The organism is Gardnerella sp. DNF01205 (genome assembly GCF_049244135.1).
Classification (GTDB): Bacteria; Actinomycetota; Actinomycetes; order Actinomycetales; family Bifidobacteriaceae; genus Bifidobacterium; species Bifidobacterium leopoldii.
Map to the genome: position 1 here is coordinate 830,395 of NZ_CP058378.1, position 21,121 is coordinate 851,515.

The 21,121-nt window shown below is 38.9% G+C and carries 15 protein-coding genes and 1 riboswitch; of the genes, 10 read left to right on the forward strand and 5 right to left on the reverse strand.

Annotated elements, in window-relative coordinates; genetic code table 11:
• The first annotated feature begins 13 nt into the window (after positions 1-13).
• The 4 genes from HXT47_RS03535 to HXT47_RS03550 all read left to right on the forward strand — a co-directional run bounded on the left by HXT47_RS03535 (position 14) and on the right by HXT47_RS03550 (position 4,393).
• Entirely contained in the window at positions 14-1,396 is a 1,383-nt protein-coding gene (locus HXT47_RS03535; RefSeq protein WP_064340433.1) for an alpha/beta fold hydrolase, read from the forward strand.
• Positions 1,397-1,522: 126 nt separating this feature from the next.
• The gene (proC, locus tag HXT47_RS03540) at positions 1,523-2,326 is read left to right on the forward strand and encodes a pyrroline-5-carboxylate reductase (protein WP_004106891.1); all 804 of its coding nucleotides are present in this window, start codon (positions 1,523-1,525) and stop codon (positions 2,324-2,326) included.
• Between the two features lie 54 nt (positions 2,327-2,380).
• Positions 2,381-3,469 (forward strand): redox-regulated ATPase YchF, encoded by a 1,089-nt coding sequence (gene ychF, locus HXT47_RS03545; RefSeq protein ID WP_415683855.1) that lies wholly within the window; start codon positions 2,381-2,383, stop codon positions 3,467-3,469.
• A 159-nt stretch (positions 3,470-3,628) separates the two neighbouring features.
• The gene (locus HXT47_RS03550) at positions 3,629-4,393 is read left to right on the forward strand and encodes a L,D-transpeptidase (RefSeq protein WP_004106885.1); all 765 of its coding nucleotides are present in this window, start codon (positions 3,629-3,631) and stop codon (positions 4,391-4,393) included.
• A gap of 102 nt (positions 4,394-4,495) precedes the next feature.
• Here HXT47_RS03550 and HXT47_RS03555 read toward each other — a convergent pair whose 3' ends face one another.
• A complete protein-coding gene (locus HXT47_RS03555) occupies positions 4,496-5,557 on the reverse strand; it encodes a YeiH family protein (protein ID WP_032842515.1) in 1,062 nt (353 codons plus the stop codon).
• Positions 5,558-5,777: 220 nt separating this feature from the next.
• Here HXT47_RS03555 and HXT47_RS03560 point away from each other — a divergent pair, with 220 nt between their 5' ends.
• The 3 genes from HXT47_RS03560 to HXT47_RS03570 all read left to right on the forward strand — a co-directional run bounded on the left by HXT47_RS03560 (position 5,778) and on the right by HXT47_RS03570 (position 11,434).
• On the forward strand, positions 5,778-6,143 hold the full coding sequence (locus HXT47_RS03560) for a DUF488 domain-containing protein (protein ID WP_004106880.1): 366 nt from the start codon (positions 5,778-5,780) through the stop codon (positions 6,141-6,143).
• Between the two features lie 337 nt (positions 6,144-6,480).
• A complete protein-coding gene (locus HXT47_RS03565) occupies positions 6,481-7,770 on the forward strand; it encodes a uracil-xanthine permease family protein (protein ID WP_004119362.1) in 1,290 nt (429 codons plus the stop codon).
• A gap of 133 nt (positions 7,771-7,903) precedes the next feature.
• On the forward strand, positions 7,904-11,434 hold the full coding sequence (locus tag HXT47_RS03570) for a UPF0182 family protein (RefSeq protein ID WP_421788837.1): 3,531 nt from the start codon (positions 7,904-7,906) through the stop codon (positions 11,432-11,434).
• Positions 11,435-11,533: 99 nt separating this feature from the next.
• Here the strand turns inward: HXT47_RS03570 and HXT47_RS03575 are convergent, their stop codons facing one another.
• On the reverse strand, positions 11,534-12,325 hold the full coding sequence (locus tag HXT47_RS03575) for an ABC transporter permease (RefSeq protein WP_421788839.1): 792 nt from the start codon (positions 12,323-12,325) through the stop codon (positions 11,534-11,536).
• 308 nt (positions 12,326-12,633) lie between these two features.
• Here HXT47_RS03575 and HXT47_RS03580 point away from each other — a divergent pair, with 308 nt between their 5' ends.
• From HXT47_RS03580 to mfd, 3 genes are all read left to right on the forward strand, one after another.
• Positions 12,634-13,686 carry an ABC transporter substrate-binding protein gene (locus HXT47_RS03580; protein WP_421788841.1) on the forward strand — a complete coding sequence of 351 codons (1,053 nt, stop codon included), beginning with the start codon at positions 12,634-12,636 and terminating at the stop codon, positions 13,684-13,686.
• 139 nt (positions 13,687-13,825) lie between these two features.
• Positions 13,826-14,425 (forward strand): aminoacyl-tRNA hydrolase, encoded by a 600-nt coding sequence (gene pth / locus HXT47_RS03585; RefSeq protein ID WP_421788843.1) that lies wholly within the window; start codon positions 13,826-13,828, stop codon positions 14,423-14,425.
• Positions 14,415-18,023, forward strand: coding sequence for a transcription-repair coupling factor (mfd, locus tag HXT47_RS03590; protein WP_421788845.1), 3,609 nt, complete (start codon positions 14,415-14,417; stop codon positions 18,021-18,023). Before pth ends, mfd begins: the two co-directional genes overlap by 11 nt.
• Before the next feature lie 77 nt (positions 18,024-18,100).
• Here mfd and HXT47_RS03595 read toward each other — a convergent pair whose 3' ends face one another.
• From HXT47_RS03595 to HXT47_RS03605, 3 genes are all read right to left on the reverse strand, one after another.
• A complete protein-coding gene (locus tag HXT47_RS03595) occupies positions 18,101-18,838 on the reverse strand; it encodes an ABC transporter ATP-binding protein (protein WP_064340217.1) in 738 nt (245 codons plus the stop codon).
• A 175-nt stretch (positions 18,839-19,013) separates the two neighbouring features.
• The gene (locus HXT47_RS03600) at positions 19,014-20,012 is read right to left on the reverse strand and encodes an ABC transporter substrate-binding protein (RefSeq protein WP_004106854.1); all 999 of its coding nucleotides are present in this window, start codon (positions 20,010-20,012) and stop codon (positions 19,014-19,016) included.
• A 151-nt stretch (positions 20,013-20,163) separates the two neighbouring features.
• The gene (locus HXT47_RS03605) at positions 20,164-20,979 is read right to left on the reverse strand and encodes an ABC transporter permease (RefSeq protein ID WP_004119379.1); all 816 of its coding nucleotides are present in this window, start codon (positions 20,977-20,979) and stop codon (positions 20,164-20,166) included.
• A riboswitch (TPP riboswitch) is annotated at positions 20,969-21,093 on the reverse strand. Its footprint overlaps the gene before it by 11 nt.
• Positions 21,094-21,121: the final 28 nt, after the last annotated feature.

Below are 21,121 nucleotides of genomic sequence, written 5' to 3' on the forward strand. Positions count from 1 at the left end.
AAGGGAGTGCGAAATGGCGTTACTTACAAGCTATTATGTTCCGGGATTGCATATCGAAGAACGTGCAATTGACGTGCCGCTTGATTGGGAAGGAAACACTCCTGGTGGAGCTATTAAAGGCGAAACAATCCGATTGTTCTGTAGAGTAGTTTGTGCTCCTGAGCATGTACATGATAATTTGCCTTTATTAGTATTTTTGCAAGGAGGTCCTGGTGGGCAGTGTCCACGACCGCTTTCGCCTTCTAGTGATGGCTGGATTCAAGAAGCTATTAAACATTTTCGCGTAGTCTTGCCGGATCAGCGTGGTGTTGGGCGTTCTTCAAGAGTAGACGCTTCAACTATGAAGCGCATGGCAGATGACGGTGTAAGCGTTGAGCGACAAGCCTGGTATTTAAAGCGTTTCTTGGCTGACTCTATTATTCGCGATTTTGAACATCTGCGACTTACTGAATTCGATGCTAAGCCATGGGTTTCACTTGGTCAAAGCTATGGTGGCTTCTTGACTCTTACATATCTATCACTATTCCCTCAAGGATTAATTGCAAGCTTTACAACAGGAGGTATTCCTCACGTTCCAGCAAATGCGCGTGAAGTCTATGAGCATACTTTTCCTCGTATGGCGCGTAAAACTGAGCAATTCTATGAGCGCTATCCGCAAGATGTTGCTCGTGCTGCAGCTATTGCAGATCGTATTGCACAGGGTGATGTTGTGCTTCCGAACGGTGAAAAACTTACGGTTGAGCGATTCCAAATGTTGGGTTCTTCATTTGGAATGAAACCAAGTTTTGAACGAGTGCATTGGTTAATTGACTCTGCGTTTGCAGATGGTGATGGTTCCTTGAAAGCATTTAAGCACGGCGGAGGAGCTTCTGCAGGTAGTTTAAGTGACGATTTTGTGTATGGTGTCATGGATTCTACAGCTTCTAGTCCACTTTATTGGCCATTACAAGAATTTATTTATGCTGATGGTGAATTGGAACACCCAATTTTGTGGGCTGCTCAGCAGGTTCGAGAAACTATGCCAGAGTTTTCTGGTTCTGCTCGCCCTATTATGTTTACAGGTGAAGCAATGTTTCCTTGGATGTACGATCAAGAGAAAGCTTTGCAACCATTCCTTCCAGCTGTTGACTGCTTGATGAAAGATAAGCAGTTTGGCAAAATTTACGATCAAGATCAACTTGCTAATAACGAAGTTCCATTGCAATCAGCAGTGTATTTTGATGACATGTATGTCGATTCTGGTCTTCAGCTTGACACTCTTTCTCGTATTGCCAACTCCCACTATTGGACAACGAACGAGTTTGAGCATGATGGTTTGCATGGAGACATTGTTTTCCGTCATTTGTTTGATGAGGCGCTGAATCGTGGTGATTTAGAGGGAATTTATAAGAGATAAGCCATATATAAAGGTAATAATTTTAATATGCGCAATGATTATAGTGCACTCTTTGCTATGCTATACATCTGTTTGCTTAGTAATGAGTGCGCTATTGTTTTATCAATGCGCTAAAGGGGGTCGTGTATGAGTACTTGTGTATCTGAAACTGTTGGTTTTATAGGTTATGGCAACATGGCACAAGCAATCGCTAAAGGTGCGCTGAATGCTGGCGTATTACAAGGTGAAAATATTGTTGCTTGCGCGCATAATTTTGAAAAACTCGAGCGTAATACTTCGCTGATTGGCGCTCGCGCTATGCACACTGCTCAAGAAGTATGTGAAGCAAGTGATGCGATTATTATTGCTGTAAAGCCATATCAGGTTGCTGAAGTACTTAAGCCAATTTGTGAAATTATTAATGAACGAGGTATTGCTGTTATTTCCGTTGCAGCCGGTTGGACGCTTGAGCGTTACATGGAACTACTTGGCAAGGAAGCTCATGTTCAGTGCATTATTCCTAATACTCCTATTTCTGTAGGCCAAGGTGTGACTTTAGCTGAAACTACTCATACGCTTACTGATAGTCAACTTTCAATGTTTAATGCTTTATTTGAGCCAATTTCTTTGGTAGAGCGAGTGACTAGTGATCATATGAATATTGCAATGTGTATTTCTAGCTGCGCTCCAGCTTTTACAGCAATGTACATGGAAGCATTGAGTGATGCTGGTGTGAAGTATGGTTTGCAACGTGATTGTGCTTACCGTTTGGCTGCAAAAATGATTGAAGGAGTAGGTGCGTTATACATGGATTCGCGCACGCATCCTGGTGCTATGAAAGATGCAGTGTGCTCTCCTGGAGGAACCACTATTCGTGGCGTTGCTGAGCTAGAATCTCGCGGATTTAGGGGAGATGTGATTGCTGCAGTTGATGCTATTGAAAATAAATAGTAAATAAAATCAAGTTGTGTCGGCTTTCCCGGCGCTGGTCTAAACTAGGTAAATATGTCTTTAACTATTGGAATCGTTGGATTGCCAAACGTTGGTAAGTCCACTATGTTTAATGCTTTAACCCGCAACAACGTTTTGGCGGAGAATTATCCGTTTGCAACTATTGAGCCTAATACTGGTATTGTTCCGCTTCCGGATCGTCGTCTTCCAGTTTTAGCTAAATTAGTTAATACTGAAAAGATTGTTCCAGCAACAGTTACTTTTGTTGATATTGCAGGTATTGTTAAGGGTGCTTCCGAGGGCGAAGGCTTGGGCAATAAGTTCCTTGCTAATATTCGCGAAGCAGACGCTATTTGCGAAGTTGTGCGCGCATTTAATGATGATGATATTGTGCATGTTAACGGAAAAGTAGATCCTGCTGACGATATTGACACGATTAATACTGAGCTTATTCTTGCCGATATGCAAACTATTGATAATGCTTTGCCAAAGCTTGAAAAAGATTTGCGTGGTAAGAAAGTTACGCAGGAATACGTAGACGCTGTAAATAAAGCTAAGGAAATTCTTGAATCTGGCAAAACTATTGACCAGGCTCATAACGAAAAGCTTATTGATAAAAACGATGTGTATGATTTGCACTTGCTAACTGCTAAGCCGTTTATTTACGTGTTTAATGTAGATGATTCGGAGTTGGCTGATGAAGATTTGAAGTCTAAGCTTTCTGCATCTGTAGCTCCTGCAAAAGCAATCTTCTTGAATGCTCAATTTGAGTCCGAACTTACTGAGCTCGACGAAGCAGATGCTCGTGAGATGCTCGAAGATGCTGGTTTGAAGGAATCTGGTTTGGATCAGCTTGCTCGCGTAGGATTCGATATTTTAGGTCTTCAAACCTATTTAACTGCTGGTGTTAAGGAAGTTCACGCTTGGCAGATTCATAAAGGTTGGACTGCTCCTCAAGCTGCTGGTGTGATTCACACTGATTTTGAGCGCGGATTCATTAAAGCAGAAATCGTATCTTACGATGATTTCGTTGCGGCTGACGGTTCTATGGCAAAAATTAAGGAAGAAGGAAAGCTTCGTCTTGAAGGTCGCGACTATGTGATGCAAGACGGTGATATTGTCGAATTCAAATTTAATGTATGATTATTTTCATGTTCGTTCAAAAAAATTTATGATTTTTATGTTACGAGTGATTTTAATATCATAATAAATAAAAGATTTATTTTTTTTTTAAGCGTTGCTCTCCTCGGTTTGCTGTTAAACTAGGGGGAGCGACGTTTTTGCTTTTACAATGGAGATGTTATGCAATTTATTCGTAACTTTGTGAGCGATATACGCAAGTGTGTTCGCATTGTTGCAAGATTTTGCAAATGGTGGAAGCGTAGTTCTAATTTTGCTCGTTGTGTTGCATCAGCTTTATTGGCTACATTATTGATTCCGTTCTTCTGCTTTGTTGGTTTTGAAACTTCTAATGTTGTTTCTGCTTCTTTAAGGCATAGTGCTCAGTTAAAAAAAATTAATTTGAGTGAGCGTGAAAAAATTGATTGCAAAATAAGCAAACTGAACGGTAATGATAAATCTTTTATTAAAAAATATTGCAAAAATTATCTAGAAAATAAGTCTTTACTTAAACCTAATTTTTGGAAATATCCTACTGGTGGAGCCTATCCTAATCTTACAGGAATAAAGGTTTCGGATTTGCATGTGAATGTAAATTTGAAAAAACAGCGTGTTTATATTATTGCTCATGGGAAAACTGTGTATTCAATGGTTATGAGTTCTGGAATAAAAGACTCGACTCCTCATGGTAATTATCAAATTAATGGTCGTGGTGATCATTTCTTTAATCAAGATGAAAAAGTTGGAGCGGATTACTGGGTTGCTTTTATTGGATCGCAATATTTATTCCATTCTGTGCCGACGAATTATAATTTTGGAGAATATATTCCGTCAGAAGGCATGAAGCTTGGAAAGCCTGCATCGCATGGTTGTGTGCGTTTAAGCGTTGCGGATGCCAAATGGTTTTATAAAAATATTCCTGATGGAACGGCTGTGCATATTGGATAGATTTTTCAAGAATACACGAAAATAAATTATCGAGAATATAAAATGAGGATCTTCAAACGAAGACCCTCATTTGTTAAGCAAAACTATTTTGTAATGTTGTATTTAGAAGAACAGTACTGCAGCTGCATAAGCCAAAGCAACTAAAACAATAGAAGCTAGGAAGCTTGCTGCAAATGCTGCGCGACCTTGCTTAAAAATAGCTCGGAAGTTTACGTTAATTCCAAGTGCAGCCATAGCCATGCCAAGGAAAACGTATCCTGCTTCTACAAGAGTTGATGCGTGAGCTGTTATGAAAGGAACATAAGTTCCAATAACGGATGCTGCAATGAAGCCAAGCATAAACCATGGGAAGCTAATCTTATGCTTTCCGCCATTTTCAACTTTGCTATGACGAGCATTCCACCAAATTGCAATAAAGATGGAGGCTGGAACGAGCATAAGAACTCGTGAAAGCTTCATGATTGTTGCAACATCGATACTATCGAATGCTCCGCCAGCTGCAACGGCATGTGCGATTTCGTGAAGTGATGCACCTGCTGTAATGCCAAGCTGCTGCTTAGTCATGCCAAAGTTAGGCAGGATGAAGATTTCAGCAAGAGCGTAAATAGTGCCCATAATTGCAACTGTTGCAACAGCCATAACTTCGTTCTGTTCTTTCTCATCTTCCTCTTCTGGAAGAACTGGCATTGAGCCAGAAAGACCCATAACTGCAGCAGCTCCACAAATACTTGTGCCTCCTGCTGTAAGCATTGCAAGCTGAGGATTTACCTTCAAGAGTTTAGCAATGTTATAAGTTACGCAAACCATTATTGCAACTAACACAGCTGCAATAGGCAAGCATTTAATGCCCTTGGTAAACAAATCATGCAAATTCAGCTTAAATCCGAGGAGAATAATACCTAGGCGAAGAAGTTTGTTTGCAATCAAACCAGCAGCGCTTTTAACGCCTGCTCGCCTTGAATCATTATTCATTTTGTACACGTGCAATGGCAGCTGCAGAGCCATGCCAACAAGCAACGCAATAATAAGAGCACCAAGTAATTGGAAACCTGGGTACTGCTTAAGCCAGCTACCAATGAAGGAAGCTAGAAGTGTCAATACAGCAATAAGAGCCATATCGATGGTGCAGATTTTCTTTTTCCATGTATCAAAGAAATTAACCATTTAGCCAAGTATTCTCCCATAATCGGACAAAAACGAACATAAATTAAAAAATTAAGCAAATTTTATATAATTTTGCTGCAAATAAACGCGACACGCCGACAGAAAATCACATAATCGAACATAATAACTCAATTTATATCGCATATATCTTTTGCTAGTAAATAATTCCTTGAAAAAATAAATAAAGCTGCGATTATAGTAAACGTATAAAGGAGATTTTATGAACAAGTGCACTGTGAAGATTAAGCGTGTGTATGAAACGGTTAGTGAAGATGATGGTGTGAGAGTCTTGGTTGATAGACTTTGGCCGCGTGGTATAAGCAAAGAATATGCTCATATTGATAAATGGCTTAAAGATATTGCTCCTACTTCGCAGTTACGTAAGTGGTTTAATCATGATCCGGAGCATTTTGAAGAATTTTCACATCGTTATGTTGAAGAACTTGATTCAAATCATGAAGCTGTTGGTGTGATTATGGATTTGTTTAGTAAGTATCAAACTATAACTTTGTTGTATGCTGCAAAAAATCCAAAAGTAAATCACGCATTAGTTTTGCAAGAATATTTACAAAAATTACTTGCTTGAATATGTGTTTACTAATTTTGCGATTGTTTAACTTTGCCTAACTTTAATTATTTTATAAACATAAGTTAGTAAGTATCAACTTTAGTTGGTGTTCATTGCATTCTTTTCAACACGCCGACTTTGCTTGATATTCCAACAAAAATAAAAAACAAAACTGTAATTTTTTTCTTATGCTCGACACTTTCGTTTTGCAACATTAGAATGTCCCTTTGGCATATGGGTCGGTGGTGCAATGGACCTCCCAGAAGCTGCCATCCCAGCGCTCAATGAGTGCTTGTTTTTTAGCGACACTTGTTTACACAACATTTTGCATAGCTTGTTTTTGCAAGGAGAAGAAATGAATTCATTATTCACGTGGCAGCTTCACGGTAATGGCAAAACGTTAAAGCCTGGTGAAGTTGTAGAGCCAGACGAGCGTTTGACTTGGACTCGTACTGCTGGAATTGGTGCTCAGCATGTTATTGCAATGTTTGGTGCTACGTTCTTGGTGCCTATTCTTACAGGCTTTGATCCATCAACAACATTGATGTTCACTGCTATTTCTACAGCACTGTTCTTACTTATTAACGCAAATAAGCTTCCTAGTTATCTGGGAAGCTCTTTTGGTCTTATAGCACCTGTTATGGCTGTAACAACAGCTCATAAAGGTATTGCAGTTGCAAGCTTTGGCATTATGTGCACAGGTTTACTTCTTGCTCTTATAGGTGTGCTTGTACATTTTGCAGGAGCTAAGTGGATTGACATTATTATGCCGCCTGTTGTAAACGGTGCAATCGTTGCAATTATTGGTTTTAATTTAGGACCTGCAGTTTGGACTAATTTCCAGAAAGCTCCAGATACGGCTCTTGTGACATTAGTTGCTGTAATGCTTATTGCTGTAGTATTTCGCGGTCTTCTTGGTCGTTTAAATATTCTTTTAGGTGTTCTCGTTGGTTACGCTTATGCATGCTTCCAAGGTCAAGTCGATTTTAAAAAGATTGAAGAAGCTTCTTGGATTGGTTTTCCTAAATTCCACACTCCACAAGTTGATTTCTCTGTTCTACTTATGTTCTTGCCGGTAGTACTTGTTCTTATCGCAGAAAATGTTGGTCACGTAAAGTCTGTAGCTCAAATGACTGGTCGCGACTATGACTCTAAGATTGGAACTGCATTATTTGCAGATGGTTTTGGTACAGCTATTGCTGGTTTATTCGGTGGCTGTGGTACTACTACGTACGGCGAAAATATCGGTGTTATGGCCGCAACAAAGGTCTATTCTACTGCAGCTTATTGGTGTGCTGCAGCTTTTGCATTCATCCTGAGCCTTTGCCCAAAGTTTGGTGCTGTTGTAAACTCAATTCCAGCTGGTGTTCTCGGTGGCGTGACCACTTTGCTTTACGGCATGATTGGCATGATTGGCGTAAGAATCTGGGTAGAAAACAAAGTGAACTTCGATAAGCCAGTGAATATTATGATTGCTGCAATCGTTATGATTATTGGTATTGCTAACTTCCAGTTTGCTATTTCTGGCATTCAGTTCAACGGTATTGCAATCGGAACCGTTGTGGTGTTGGTTGTATATCACTTATTGAAGGCTATTGGAAAGCTTACTGGTACGATCGCTAAAGATGATCCTGATGTTGCCTAGCTTAAATGCTCCAATTTGATTTAATTTAATCGCTTTAAGCGCGCTTGCATTAATTTGCGGGCGCGCTTTTTGTAATTAGTTTTGATTACATAATATGTAGAGTGGGAATAATTAATATAGTACTATTAACTTTATGTTGAAACTCATCATAGAAATAATTATTGGCGTTGCATGGGCTGCTTTTGGCGTGTATATGGCTAAAAAACCTAAAAATACTAAGACGCATAAGCGTGCCGATTATACAAGCGACGGAAAGAAAAAGCGCCAACAAGATAACGATTCTACTGATTCTATTGAGCAAGATGTAATTGTAGAAAGCATTGATGAAGATAATAAAAGTAATGATGTTGTTGCTAAAGACGATTCTAAAGAGGATGCTAAAGACGATTCTAATAGTGAAAACAAAGGTAAGACTTTTTCAAAGTTTACAAAAAAAATAGAAGATTGGGCAGACTATTATAGTGATGATGGTGACCTTGGTGACCTCTTTAGTGATTTATTAGAAGCTAAGAAAAAACTAGAGAACAAAGGCGATTTTCCAAAAAATAGCGAAAGTAATAATATCAATAAAAGCGATTATAAGAGCACTGAAAATAAGGAGCATAAGCGTTCTATGAGATTAGAGTTTAATGTAGGTAAATTTATTGGCGGCTCAAGAAGATGGCGGTGGATTCTTGCGATAGTAGTGTTAATCGTTGTGCTTGCTATAGCTGCAATATTTGCTCTCGCAAGGTTCATAACTGATTGCATGTGGTATTCACAGCTAGGCTTTGAAAGCGTTATTTGGATTCAACTTGCAGCAAAAGTAGGCGTTTGGGTGCTTTATGCAATATTAATGTCTGCTTTTGGCTACTTGTCTGCAGCTTTGGCAATAAAAGCGCGTCCAAGCAATGCAGATGGAACTTATATTCGAATTAAAGGCAATGTTATTGATTTAAAGCAGGGAATTAGTTCAAAGCTTGCTTTGCATGTTGCAGGAATTTTTTCATTGATTGTAGGCGCGGTATTTGGATTTAAATTCTACAATCATTGGGCGCAAATTTTGTTAATGTTTAACGCCCAACCTTTTGGCATTAAGGATCCGCAATTTGGAATTGACAATGGGTTTTATGTATTCGTACTACCAGGATTAAGGTTATTTATAAGCGCATTTGTGCTCTTATTGGTAATATCCCTTGTTTTCTCTATTATTACGCATGTTCTTATGGGAGCAATTCGTTTTAGTATGCCTATCGACGGTAAAGGCATATTAAGTATTACAAAACGAGCACGTAGACAAATTTCTGTATGGTTTATGCTTGTGATTTTGACGTGGGCAGCTCAGCAAATTTTAGACATGTTTGCTGTTGTAACTCTTGACGGTCCTCGTATTACTGGCGGTTCATACACGGATATGAATGCTGGAGTTCCTGGAAGCATAGTTATGGCAGTAATTACAGTGTTAGTTGGTTCTGTTATTGCATTTTGGTTTATGAAATCTCACGCTTTATCTGTAGAAGCACCAATTTCAGTGCGTTTTAAAACTGCTGTAAAAGCTTGGAAAACTCCGACTATTGCTTTAGCTTTTATGATTGTTTGCTCAATTGTTATATCTTTTGCCTGGCCGGCACTTGTGCAGCGATTTAAAGTTGCTCCTAATGCTCAGGAATTGGAAGCTACTTATATTCAGCGTAATATCGATGCTACAAAGTTTGCTTACGGTCTAAATAATGTAAAGAAAGAATCGTATAACGCTACTTCTAAAGGTAAATCAGGTGCATTATCAAAAGAAGCAGAGTCAACTGCGCAAATTCGTTTGTTAGATCCACAAGTTACGTCTCCAACTTTCCGCCAATTGCAGCAATCGAAGCAATACTACACTTTCGCAGATACGCTTTCAGTTGATAAATACGATATTGACGGTGTAAGTCAAGATACAGTTATCGCTGCACGTGAACTCGATTTAGCTGGAAACGATAATCGAAACTGGGTTAATGATCATACAGTTTATACGCATGGCTACGGAATTGTTGCAGCCTACGGAAATAAAGTAACTACAGATGGTCAGCCGCAATTCATGGAGTACGGTATTCCTGCTCAAGGCAAACTTACTAAGTCACAAAAGTATGAACCACGTATTTATTTCTCTCCGAATGCTCCTGAGTATTCTATCGTTGGATCTCCAAAGGGTACAGCTCCATGGGAGTTTGATTATCCGACTGGTTCTCAAGGTGCATTAACTACTTTTAATGGCAATGGTGGTCCAAGTTTAGGCAATTTCTTCTCTAAACTTTTGCATGCAATTAGGTTTGGGTCTGATCAGATTCTTTTCTCTGATCGTGTGACTTCTGAATCTCAAATTTTGTATGATCGTGATCCTAAGACACGCGTGTCTAAGGTTGCTCCTTACTTAACTTTGGATGGTCGAGTTTATCCTGCAGCAGTAGATGGTCGCGTTAAGTGGATTGTTGATGGCTATACTACTTCTGATTCTTACCCTTATTCTCAGATGACTGATTTTGGTAAGGTAACTCAAGATTCCACAACAACAACTTCTCATTCTATTAAAGGATTGACTAATCAACGCGCAAACTACATCCGTAATTCTGTGAAAGCTACAGTTGATGCTTATGATGGTTCTGTTGATTTGTATGTGTGGGATACGAAAGACCCTGTAATCAAGGCTTGGAGATCAATTTTCCCAGGTCACTATCATGACATTTCTAAGATTTCTGGTGATTTGATGAAGCATTTGCGTTACCCAGAAAGCTTGTTTAAAGTTCAACGTCACTTATTAGCAAAGTATCACGTCGATACCGCAAGTCAATTCTTCTCTGGAGAAGACTTCTGGCAGATTCCTGTTGATCCAACTGAATCTCAAAAAGCACAAAAAGAAGATATTTTGCAACCTCCATACTATTTGACTTTGCAAACTGGAGACGCAAAGAAACCAGTATTTTCGCTTGTCTCTACTTATATTCCAGCTGGTAAAAGTACGCGTGAAATATTGACTGGTTTCTTGTCTGTTGATTCAGATGCGGGGGATACTCCTGGAAAGATTGGTTCAAATTACGGTAAGATTCGTTTGCAAGAATTACCCAAGATATCTAATGTTCCAGGACCTGGCCAAGCTCAGAATAATTTCAACGCTAATGCAAATGTTTCTAAAGAATTGAATTTGCTTGAATCCGGTTCTACTAAAGTTAAACGTGGCAATTTGATTACATTACCTCTTGGTGGAGGACTGGTTTATGTAGAGCCTGTTTATGTGCAATCTAGCGGTTCTACTAGCTATCCTTTGCTTAAGAAGGTGTTAGTTGCGTTTGGAGATCAAGTTGGATTTGCAGATACGTTAGATGAAGCACTTAATCAAGTATTTGGCGGAAACTCGGGTGCTTTGGCTGGTGATGCTTCTAATAATTCTTCTTCAAACAATGCTGCTGAAAGTAATGAATCTAAGGATGCTGATTCTAAAGAAGGTAGCTCTAAGGAAAGTGAGTCTAAGAATTCAGAAAAATCTCATTCTATGAGTCAAAAAGCTAAAGAAGCACTTAAACGTGCAGCTCAAGCGTTAAAAGATTCTGATTCTGCTATGCGATCCGGAAACTGGGAAGCTTACGGAAAGGCGCAAAAAGAGCTGAGCGATGCTATTAATGAAGCAATGAAAGAAGAATCAGGTAAGTAGTAAGTTTTCATTAATATCTCAGTTTGTGAGTTACAAAAGTAGCGAATGTTGCGTTATTTTCGTCACTTTTGTAGCTCACATGCGCTGTTTTAATGCAATTCACAATTGGTTATCTAGATCATCATCTTCGTCTGCTGAACCAATCATAATTCTTTCACAAACGTTAACAATGCACATAAGAAGCGCAGTAAGAATTATTATTACTATTGTTGCAGAAAAAATAAGTGGTGTTCTAAATGAGTTATAAGCGAATTGAAGCCAAATTCCTAGCCCATCTTTGGCTCCCAAATATTCTGCAGTTGAAGCAGTTCCAAAAACATAAGCTGCACTAATGCGTATGCCACCAAAAATTTGGCGAGCTGCAACCCTTAATTTAACATGCCACAAAGTCCAAGTTCTACTTGCTCCACAAGTTAAAGCAACATCTGTATAAAAACTTGGAACGGCGTCAAGACCTCGTATAGTTTGCACAGCAATAGGGAACATGCTGAAAACCATTACTATTACAATTTTCCCCGATATTTCAAAACCAAACCAAATCAAAAAAATTGGCGCAATAGAAATTAATGGCATAGTTTGCGCTGCGCATAAAAGCGGGAATAAAGCAGATTTAACAAGCTTACAAACATGGAAAATAACACCTAATAGAATTCCAACTACTATTGCAATAGAAAAACCGATAACTGTTTCTTGTGTTGTAATTAATGCTGCAGGTAATAGAGTTGGCAAAGCGTCAGCTGTTGATTGAGCAATTGAAGATGGTGTTGGAATCAAATTTTCCGAAATTTTATAATATTCGCATGCATACTGCCAAAAAACAAGTAAAACTATTACAGAAAATACAGTTGGCAGATATTTAATTAGCATACGTTTAAAACGCGATTGCGCCATGAAAACTCGATCCCTTTCTTTAAATGACTTCGATTGCTGCCCCAACCGAATTATTTAAGACTACAAATAGCATGTACATTCTATTAGAAGCGCACAACTTCTGTGAATCTAATAGTGTATATGATTTTTATTTGTCTATTTAATCGTGCATAATCTAAATGTTTCGTGAGTCAATGTGTGGCAAACTGTAGCAGATTGAATCTGCTCAGGGGCATTGAACGGCGCGGGCTAGGCCCTTTGTTACCGTTTTCTGCCGAGTTCGTGTCACTTTCCCAGAAGAACGGTACAAGAAACAAAGTAGGGAACTCATGAATATGCGTATTGTAAAGCGTACTCTTGCGTTTATTCTTTCTGCGTGCTGCGTATTTTCTTTCTCGGCATGTGGATCTGCAAGTAGTAGTAAGAATGCAAATCTTCGTAAAGTGTCGTTTATGCTATTTTGGGCACCGGATACTAATCATATTGGTATTTATGTTGCTAAGCATAAAGGATGGTTTAAAGATGCCGGATTAGATGTCAATATACTTGCTGTTGCTCAGACTGGTTCGGAACACGCAGTTGATAGTGGTGTTGCTGATTTTGCTCTTAGTACTTTGACAAATGCTGCTGATTTTTCAACAAAGGGAGCAAATCTTGAGCAAGTTATGCAAGTTCAGCAAAAGCCAAGTGCTATTTGGTGTTCACTTGCTTCGAATAATAAGATTCATTCTCCAAAAGATTTTGATGGTCGTACTTTTGCAACTTTTGGTTCAGCTGAAGGTGATGCTGTAATTCGTAGGATGATTCAACACGATGGCGGTCAAGGTAAGTTCGACAAAGTTACTGTTGGAACTTCAACTTTTAGAACTCTTGAATCTGGAAAAGCTGATTTTGGTGGCTTCTACGGCACTTGGGAAGGCGTGCAGTCTGAAATGTTTGGACCAAAGCTTCGCTGCTTCATGGAGGGCGACTACGGTGTGCCAGGTCAGCCAGATACTATTGGAATAATTGCAAATAAGCGTACTGTAGCTAAAGACCCTAAGCTTGTTCGAGCATTTGTTAAAGTTGCAAAGCGCGGATATGAATATGCTTATGAACATCCTGATGAGGCTTCTGAAATTCTTGTGAAAGAAGCAAAAGATGCTAATCTTGACATAAAGTTTGTTAAGCGTAGCATGAAGATGATTGTTGACGGTCAATATTGGGGCAATCGCGCGGATATTAAGAGCGGAAAATTTGTGTTCGGAACTACTGATGTTAAAGGCGCTCAAGCTTACTTTAACTTCTTAAGTAAGGAAGGTGCTTACACTGATTCTAAAGGCAAAGTAACTCATAAAACTCCGCAAGCAAAAGAATTGTCTACTGACGAATTTTTGAAATAAATAACATAATGACTTGAGTCTTGATAGAATAGGCTGAAGTATATAAGGGCGTATCGAGTAGTTGTAATTTTACGTTCAGCTACAATCGATGCGCCCGTTTTGTTGTTTTGCTAAATATTTGAATGGGGAGTGGTCTGCCATGGCATCGGATTTTTGGCTTATTGCTGGCTTGGGAAATCCTGGTACAAAATATGAGGGTACTCGACACAACATGGGTTTTATGGTTGCAGACGTTTTGGTACAACGTTGGTCAGTATCTCTTTCGGATCACAAAGGTTTAGCTAAACTTGGCAAAGGTGTTATGAATCTTGATGGTCGCGTAGCAAAGTTTTTCCTTGCTAAACCGTTGACTTTTATGAACGATTCTGGTGCTGCAATATCTTCTATAAGCTCCTATTATCAAATAGAACCGGATCATATTGTGATAATTCACGATGATATGGATTTAGATTTTGGGCGCATTAAAGTAAAAGCAGGAGGCTCTGCTGGAGGACATAACGGTATTCGTTCTATCGATCGCTCTCTTGGTACTCCTCAATATTCTCGAGTGAGAATGGGTGTTGGTCATGCGCAGCGTGGTGCTCACGCGCACGATAATACAGTCAATTGGGTTCTTGGAGGTTTTGCTGCAGCTCAAAAATCTGATCTTCCAAACTTTTTAGCAGATGGTGCTGATGCTGCAGAGAGTATTATTTTCCATGGATTAGCAGCAACGCAGGAGAAGTTTAATGGCCGCTGATAGCAGGTCTAATACCAGAAACAACAAGAATGATAATACTGATGATATTTCAGTAATAAGCTTGAGAGATATTCTTAATGATTTATCAACTAAGGATTCACTTTTTAAAGCTTTATCTGAATATGATCTTGATGCGATATCTGATTATTGTTGCGAAAGTGCAAATAAAAATCGTAAAGATTTAGATTCAATAAGTGAAGATTTAACAATTTCTTCTCCTATTGGAATTCGTTCTGCTATTGTTGCTGCATTAGCTAAGAAAAAGCCAGTTGTTGTTATTGTTCCATCGAGTAGAGATGCTGAAGATTTTATTGCGTCTGTGCGTGATTGGTACGATGGTGATGCTCAAGACGTTGCTAAATTAGAAGCTTGGGAAACGTTACCTCATGAAAGGCTTTCGCCTAGGGCAGATACTGTTGCTAGCAGGATTGCAGTGTTTCGTAGGCTTTGTCATCCTGAAAATAACGCATCACTTTTTGGTCCGATTCGCGTGTTGGTTATGCCTGTGCGATCGCTTATTCAGCCTGTAGTTGAAGGCATTGGTGATATAGATCCTCTGTTGTTTGAGTGCGGAAAAGAATTAACTCTTGAATATGCTGTGAAACGTTTGGTAGAAAACGCATATACTCGTGTTGATTTGGTGATGGAACGTGGAGAGTTTGCTGTTCGTGGTGGAATTATTGACGTTTTTGCGCCAACAATGACGCATCCTGTGAGAATTGAATTTTTTGGTGATGAAATTGATACTATAAAGCAATTTCATGCTTCTGATCAGCGTACTTATGGCAATAATATTTCAAGCATTTGGGCTACGCCTTGCCGTGAGCTTCAGATTACAGAAAAAATTTGCAAGCGCGCGCGTTCTCTTATTGGCGCAATTCCAAATGCTGACGATATGCTTGAATCAATCGCAAATTCTATACCTGTAGAAGGTATGGAGTCTTTGTTGCCTGCACTAGTGGATCGCATGGAATCAGTGCAAAATATGCTTCCAAAGGAATCTGTTATTATTCTATCTGATCCCGAAAAATGCCGTAGAGCTGCAGATGACGTAACTGCTACAGCTAACGAATTCTTAGCGGCTAGTTGGCATGTTGCTGCTTCTGGACACGGTTCTGGAGCTCCAATAACATTCGATCAAGCTAATTTCTTGGATTTTGATGAAACGATTTCATCGTTAGAATTGTCTAATCATGACGTATGGAAATTAACATCTTTTGGTGTTGACAATCAAATTTATGGAAATATTGCGTTGCCAGCATCGGCGCCACAAGAGTTTCGAGGAGATGAATCGAAAGTTTCTGGTGGTATCACTTCTCTTGTCGACAATGGTTTTGCTGTAACTATTACAGCTGCGGCTTCTGGTACTCTTGCACGCTTGAGACGCGCTATATATGCGACTGGTGTACATGAATTTACTACAGTGCGCTCAAGTATTTCGGATGGCTTCATTGATAATGTTGCGCGTATCGCGCTTCTTACAGAGCGTGATCTGACAGGTAAATCTTCTGCATCAGCTCAACTAAAAACTCCAAAACGCAGGCGCAAAGCAATCGACCTAATGGAACTAAAACCTGGTGATTTCGTTGTGCACGAACAGCATGGTATTGGACGTTTTGTTGGTATGAAACAACGTAATATTGCTGTTTCGGGTGGTAGTGCAACTCGCGAATATTTAGTAATTGAATATGCTCCTAGCAAACGTAATGCTCCTAACGATAAGCTGTTTATTCCAACAGATCAGCTTGATTTAGTGAGTAAATATATTGGTGCCGAAATACCAAAGCTTAACAAACTTGGAGGTTCTGACTGGGCTCAAACTAAAGCAAAAGCTAAAAAGCATGTTCATGAAATTGCTGAAAATCTTATTAAACTTTATTCAGCAAGGCAGCAATCTCGCGGATTTGCGTTTAGTAAAGATACTCCTTGGCAAAAAGAGTTGGAAGACGCATTTCCTTATCAAGAAACTGCTGATCAGCTTACAACTATTGACGAAGTAAAAGCAGATATGGAAAAGCCAATACCAATGGATCGCTTAATTTGTGGAGATGTTGGTTTTGGTAAAACTGAAATTGCGTTACGTGCAGCTTTCAAAGCTGTGCAAGATTCTAAGCAAGTTGTTGTTTTAGTTCCAACGACTTTGCTTGTTCAACAGCATTACGAGACTTTTACAAATCGATTTGAAGGCTTTCCTGTAAAAGTTGCTGCAATGAGTAGATTCCAAACTTCTAAAGAGATTGAAGAAACTTTAGCTGGATTGCAAGATGGAAGCATTGACGTTGTTATTGGAACGCATAAGCTTTTGAATCCTAGTATAAAGTTCAAAGATTTAGGTTTGGTTATTATTGACGAAGAGCAGCGTTTTGGTGTGGAACATAAGGAAACGCTCAAAGCTTTGCGCACAAACGTTGACGTATTAAGTCTTTCGGCAACGCCAATTCCTAGAACTCTTGAAATGGCTGTAACTGGTATTCGTGAAATGTCTACTCTCGCAACTCCTCCAGAAGATAGGCTTCCAGTGCTTACATACGTTGGTGCGTATGATAATTCTCAAGTTGCTGCGTGCATTAAGCGTGAATTGTTACGTGGCGGTCAAGTTTTTTACGTCCATAATCGTGTTGAAGATATTAGTTCTGTTGCAAGTAAGATTCAGGAGCTTGTGCCAGATGTCCGTGTTGCTATTGCTCATGGAAAAATGGGCGAGAAGCAGCTCGATGCTGTTATTCGTGATTTTTGGCATAGAGATATTGATGTGCTTGTTTGTACAACGATTATTGAAACAGGTCTTGATATTTCTAATGCGAATACACTTATTGTCGACCACGCAGATAGATTCGGTTTAAGCCAGTTGCATCAGTTGCGTGGTAGAGTAGGTAGAGGTCATGAGCGTGCTTACGCTTACTTCTTGTATGATCCTTCAAAGCCTATGACGCAACAATCTCACGATAGACTCTCAACAATTGCTCAGCATACTGCACTTGGTTCTGGTTTTGATGTTGCGATGAAAGATTTGGAATTGCGCGGAACTGGAAATTTGCTTGGAGATGAGCAAAGTGGCCACATTGAGGGTGTTGGATTTGATTTGTATGTTCGTATGGTTTCTGAAGCTGTTGAAAAATATAAGGAACCTGAAAGAGTTGAGCCTGTTTGTGTAACTATTGATCTTCCTGTTGAAGCTTCTCTTCCAGTTGATTATATTGCTTCTGACAAGCTTCGTTTGGAAGCGTACCGGAAGCTTGCTGCTGCTAAGGATAATAGTGATTTGCAAGAACTTCACGATGAGCTTCTTGATCGCTTTGGTAATCCGCCTGAAGAGTTTGAGTCTTTGTGTGATGTTGCTCGTTTGCGCTTTAAAGCACGCGAGATTGGTATTACGCAAATCAGCTCTCAAGGAAAATCAGTGCGAGTTGTTGGCGTCGATCCAAAAGAGTCTGTGATGATGCGTTTGAAGCGTATTTATAGAGGATTACAGTATCGTCCTCTTACCCATATGCTTATTGTTCCAGCTCCTTTTGAATCTTCACTCGGGTCTGGTTCAATGAGTGAGCATGAAATAATCTCCTGGGTGCGTCAGCTTCTTGATGACGTCGCTTGGTAAATTTTCTTGTGTTTATTTTATAAATAAAGGCGGCCGCTATTTTGCAGTCGCCTTTATCAATTATTTTTTTCGCGTTCTTACTGTAACGCTTCTCTAAGCTCGTCTTCTATTTCAACGTGATTATTTGGACGCTTTTGTGCATCAAGTTGGCTTCGATCAATATTCCAGTTTTTCTCAATGATTCCGTCTTTAATCATAAGAATTCTGTCAGAAAGTCTTACTGCTTCAGAAATATCATGCGTGACCATTATTGTGGTCCAGCCATGTTTCTGTCTTAGATTATCAAGCAAATCTTGCATGTCTAAACGAGTTAAAGCATCTAATGCGCCGAAAGGCTCGTCTAAAAGTAGTAATTCAGGATTATGAACTAAAGCTCTAGCTAATGAGACTCGTTGTGCTTGACCACCTGAAAGTTCTGATGGCCATTTTGACCCGCAATTATTAAGTTGCATATCGTTAAGAGCTTTTTCTGCAATAGATTTTAGTTCTGATTTGTTTCCTTGCATGCCGAAAACTACGTTCTTACTTACTGTTATCCATGGTATTAATCTTGCGTCTTGGAAACCTATTGCTTGATGTTGTGTGACGTTTATTGTTCCAGAATCAGGTTTGATTAATCCTGAAATAACTTTAAGAAGAGTGGTTTTTCCGCATCCTGAGCGTCCGATTAGAGATACAAATTCACCTTTTTTAATATTTAGATTTATATCTCGCAATATTTTAGCGTTATTTTTAAAAGTCACGCCAATATGTTCTAGAGTAACGCAGTAAGAGTTATCTTTAGTCTCATAGTTTTCTTCTATTTGAGTGTTCATATTTACTCCTACTGCGTTGCTCTAAATCATGTTTATATAATATTTATATAACTTTGTTATACAAGCATGTTATATAACTTTGTTTTAATTTTGATTAATCAGTTATATATTATTTTATTTTGATATTTAATTTTTTGTTTTTACTGATATGTGTTTTATAGATATATGGATTAATTTACTTCGTGCAATCCATTACAGAATCTTTCAAATTCTTTGGAGCTTGCTTAATTAAACCATATTTCACGTATTCTTTAGCCTGAGTTTCCATCATTTTCAAACCTTTTTCATCGATTGGACGAATAGTTGGATTGTCAAACTTTTCAATTTGCTTAATAATGGTTTCGCTTGCTCCGAGCTGCTTGTAAGCGTTTCCAATAACATTGTTTTCTTTATGAGACTTTTCTGCTTCGCGAACAAGTGCCTTGTACATCTTCTTAACAAGATCTGGATGCTTTTGGGCAAAGCTCTTAGAAACAATGTGAATAGTAACATTCATATTGCCGTACTTTTTAGCATTTACAAGCAATTTTGCGCCTGGAGTTGTCATTGCTGCAGCAAGATTCTGATCGAATGAGGAAATTGCATCAATCTGTCCAGAAGTAAATGCTGCCTGGAAGTTCTTAGGGCTCATCTCAACTTTGTTAACTTTAGAAACGTCTAAACCGCTTTTATCAAATGCGCGGTGAAGCATGTAGTCGCCAGTGTCACCGTTATGAATAATAGCAACTTTCTTTCCGTATAAGTCTTTTAGTGTTTTTACGCCGCTTTTTGCGGATGCAACGATTCCTTGAGAATCACCATTGTAATATTCGAGCGCAAAAGCTACCCATGGTTGTCCTTCAGCAATCAAATCAATGAAGCGTCCGGTTCCAGTAGTTGTAGCATCTGCATTTCCGCTCATAACAGCAGTAAGACCATCAACTGGAGTGTAAGGACCAGTGTAAACTACTTTAGATTTGCCAAATTCGTCTTGAAGGAATTTCTCATTTTTCAAAGTAGTTAGATAATTTGCTGTAGAAAGATAAGCGACTCTCATAGTTCCAGCGTCTTCTTTTGAAGAAGCGCTTGATGATTTTTGTGAGCTTCCGCAAGCTGCGAGAGATACTGTTGCGCAAACAGCGCAGATTAATGCAATAATGCTCTTTTTAGAAAATCGCATTTTTAAATTAGCCATGATATATAGTTCCTTTTGTTTGTTGTTTTATTTATCTGTTGTTCGGTTGTTATTATTTGGTTGTTGATTCTAAGTATTGACTAATTCTTAAAAAGCAATTTAATGCATTTTAAAAAGTAGTTAACTTTAGAAAAATGTTGATATTACTAGATTATTGGCGTGATTTTCTATCTAATCTGCGCTCAGGTATAAGAAGATACTCTAATATGTTTGCAGTAAGCTCAGATCCAAGACCTGCAATTGCGTACATAATAACGCATGCCATCATTTGATCTGGCCTAAAGAATTCTTGCGCTCTTGAAAGAATGTATCCAATTCCAATAGAAGAATTAACTGTTTCGCAAGTCACTAATGCAACCCATGCTACAGATATTGCAAATCGCAAACCTGTCATAAAACTTGGAAGTGTACCGCGAAGCAAAATAGATATAAAAATAGTAGATTTTTTAACGTGATAAACCTGCGCTAATTCGAGAAGTTTCGGATCAATATTACGCACTCCGTCGCGAATATTAACGTACATAGGTCCAAAAACGCCAACAGCTATAAGCGCTATTTTCATCGTTTCATCTATTCCGAGGAAAATTATTAATATTGGAGCTAAAGCCGGGAATGGAATTGACCTCAACATGTGGCTTGGTTTATCAACTACAATATTGCCAAGCTTACTGCCTCCCGCAAGTATGCCTGCAGGAACAGCAAAAATAATTCCTAACAAAAGTCCTAAAAGAACTCGTAAAATACTTATTCCTAAGGATTTTAACAATATGCCTTCGTTGTTTAAATCAATAAAAGCTTGTATTACTTCATATGGGGATGGCAAAGAACGGTCTTCGATTGGAGAAAGAGTTGTAAAAAACCACAAAACCAAAATGAGGATGGTTGAAATCCACACTTTACACGAAGATACCGCTTTAAATGCAATCTTCAATATGTTTTTCGCTTTATTAGGCGAACTGTAAGTCATGCGACAATCCCTTCGATAGTTTTAGCTATATCAGGTTCAACGAGTGTATTCTCAGCGCAACACTGTATGTATTGTTGTTTGGCACGATGTAGTTGCGCACCCCGTGTCTGTGGTCATTATCTCCCAAGGGTATGGACATGTA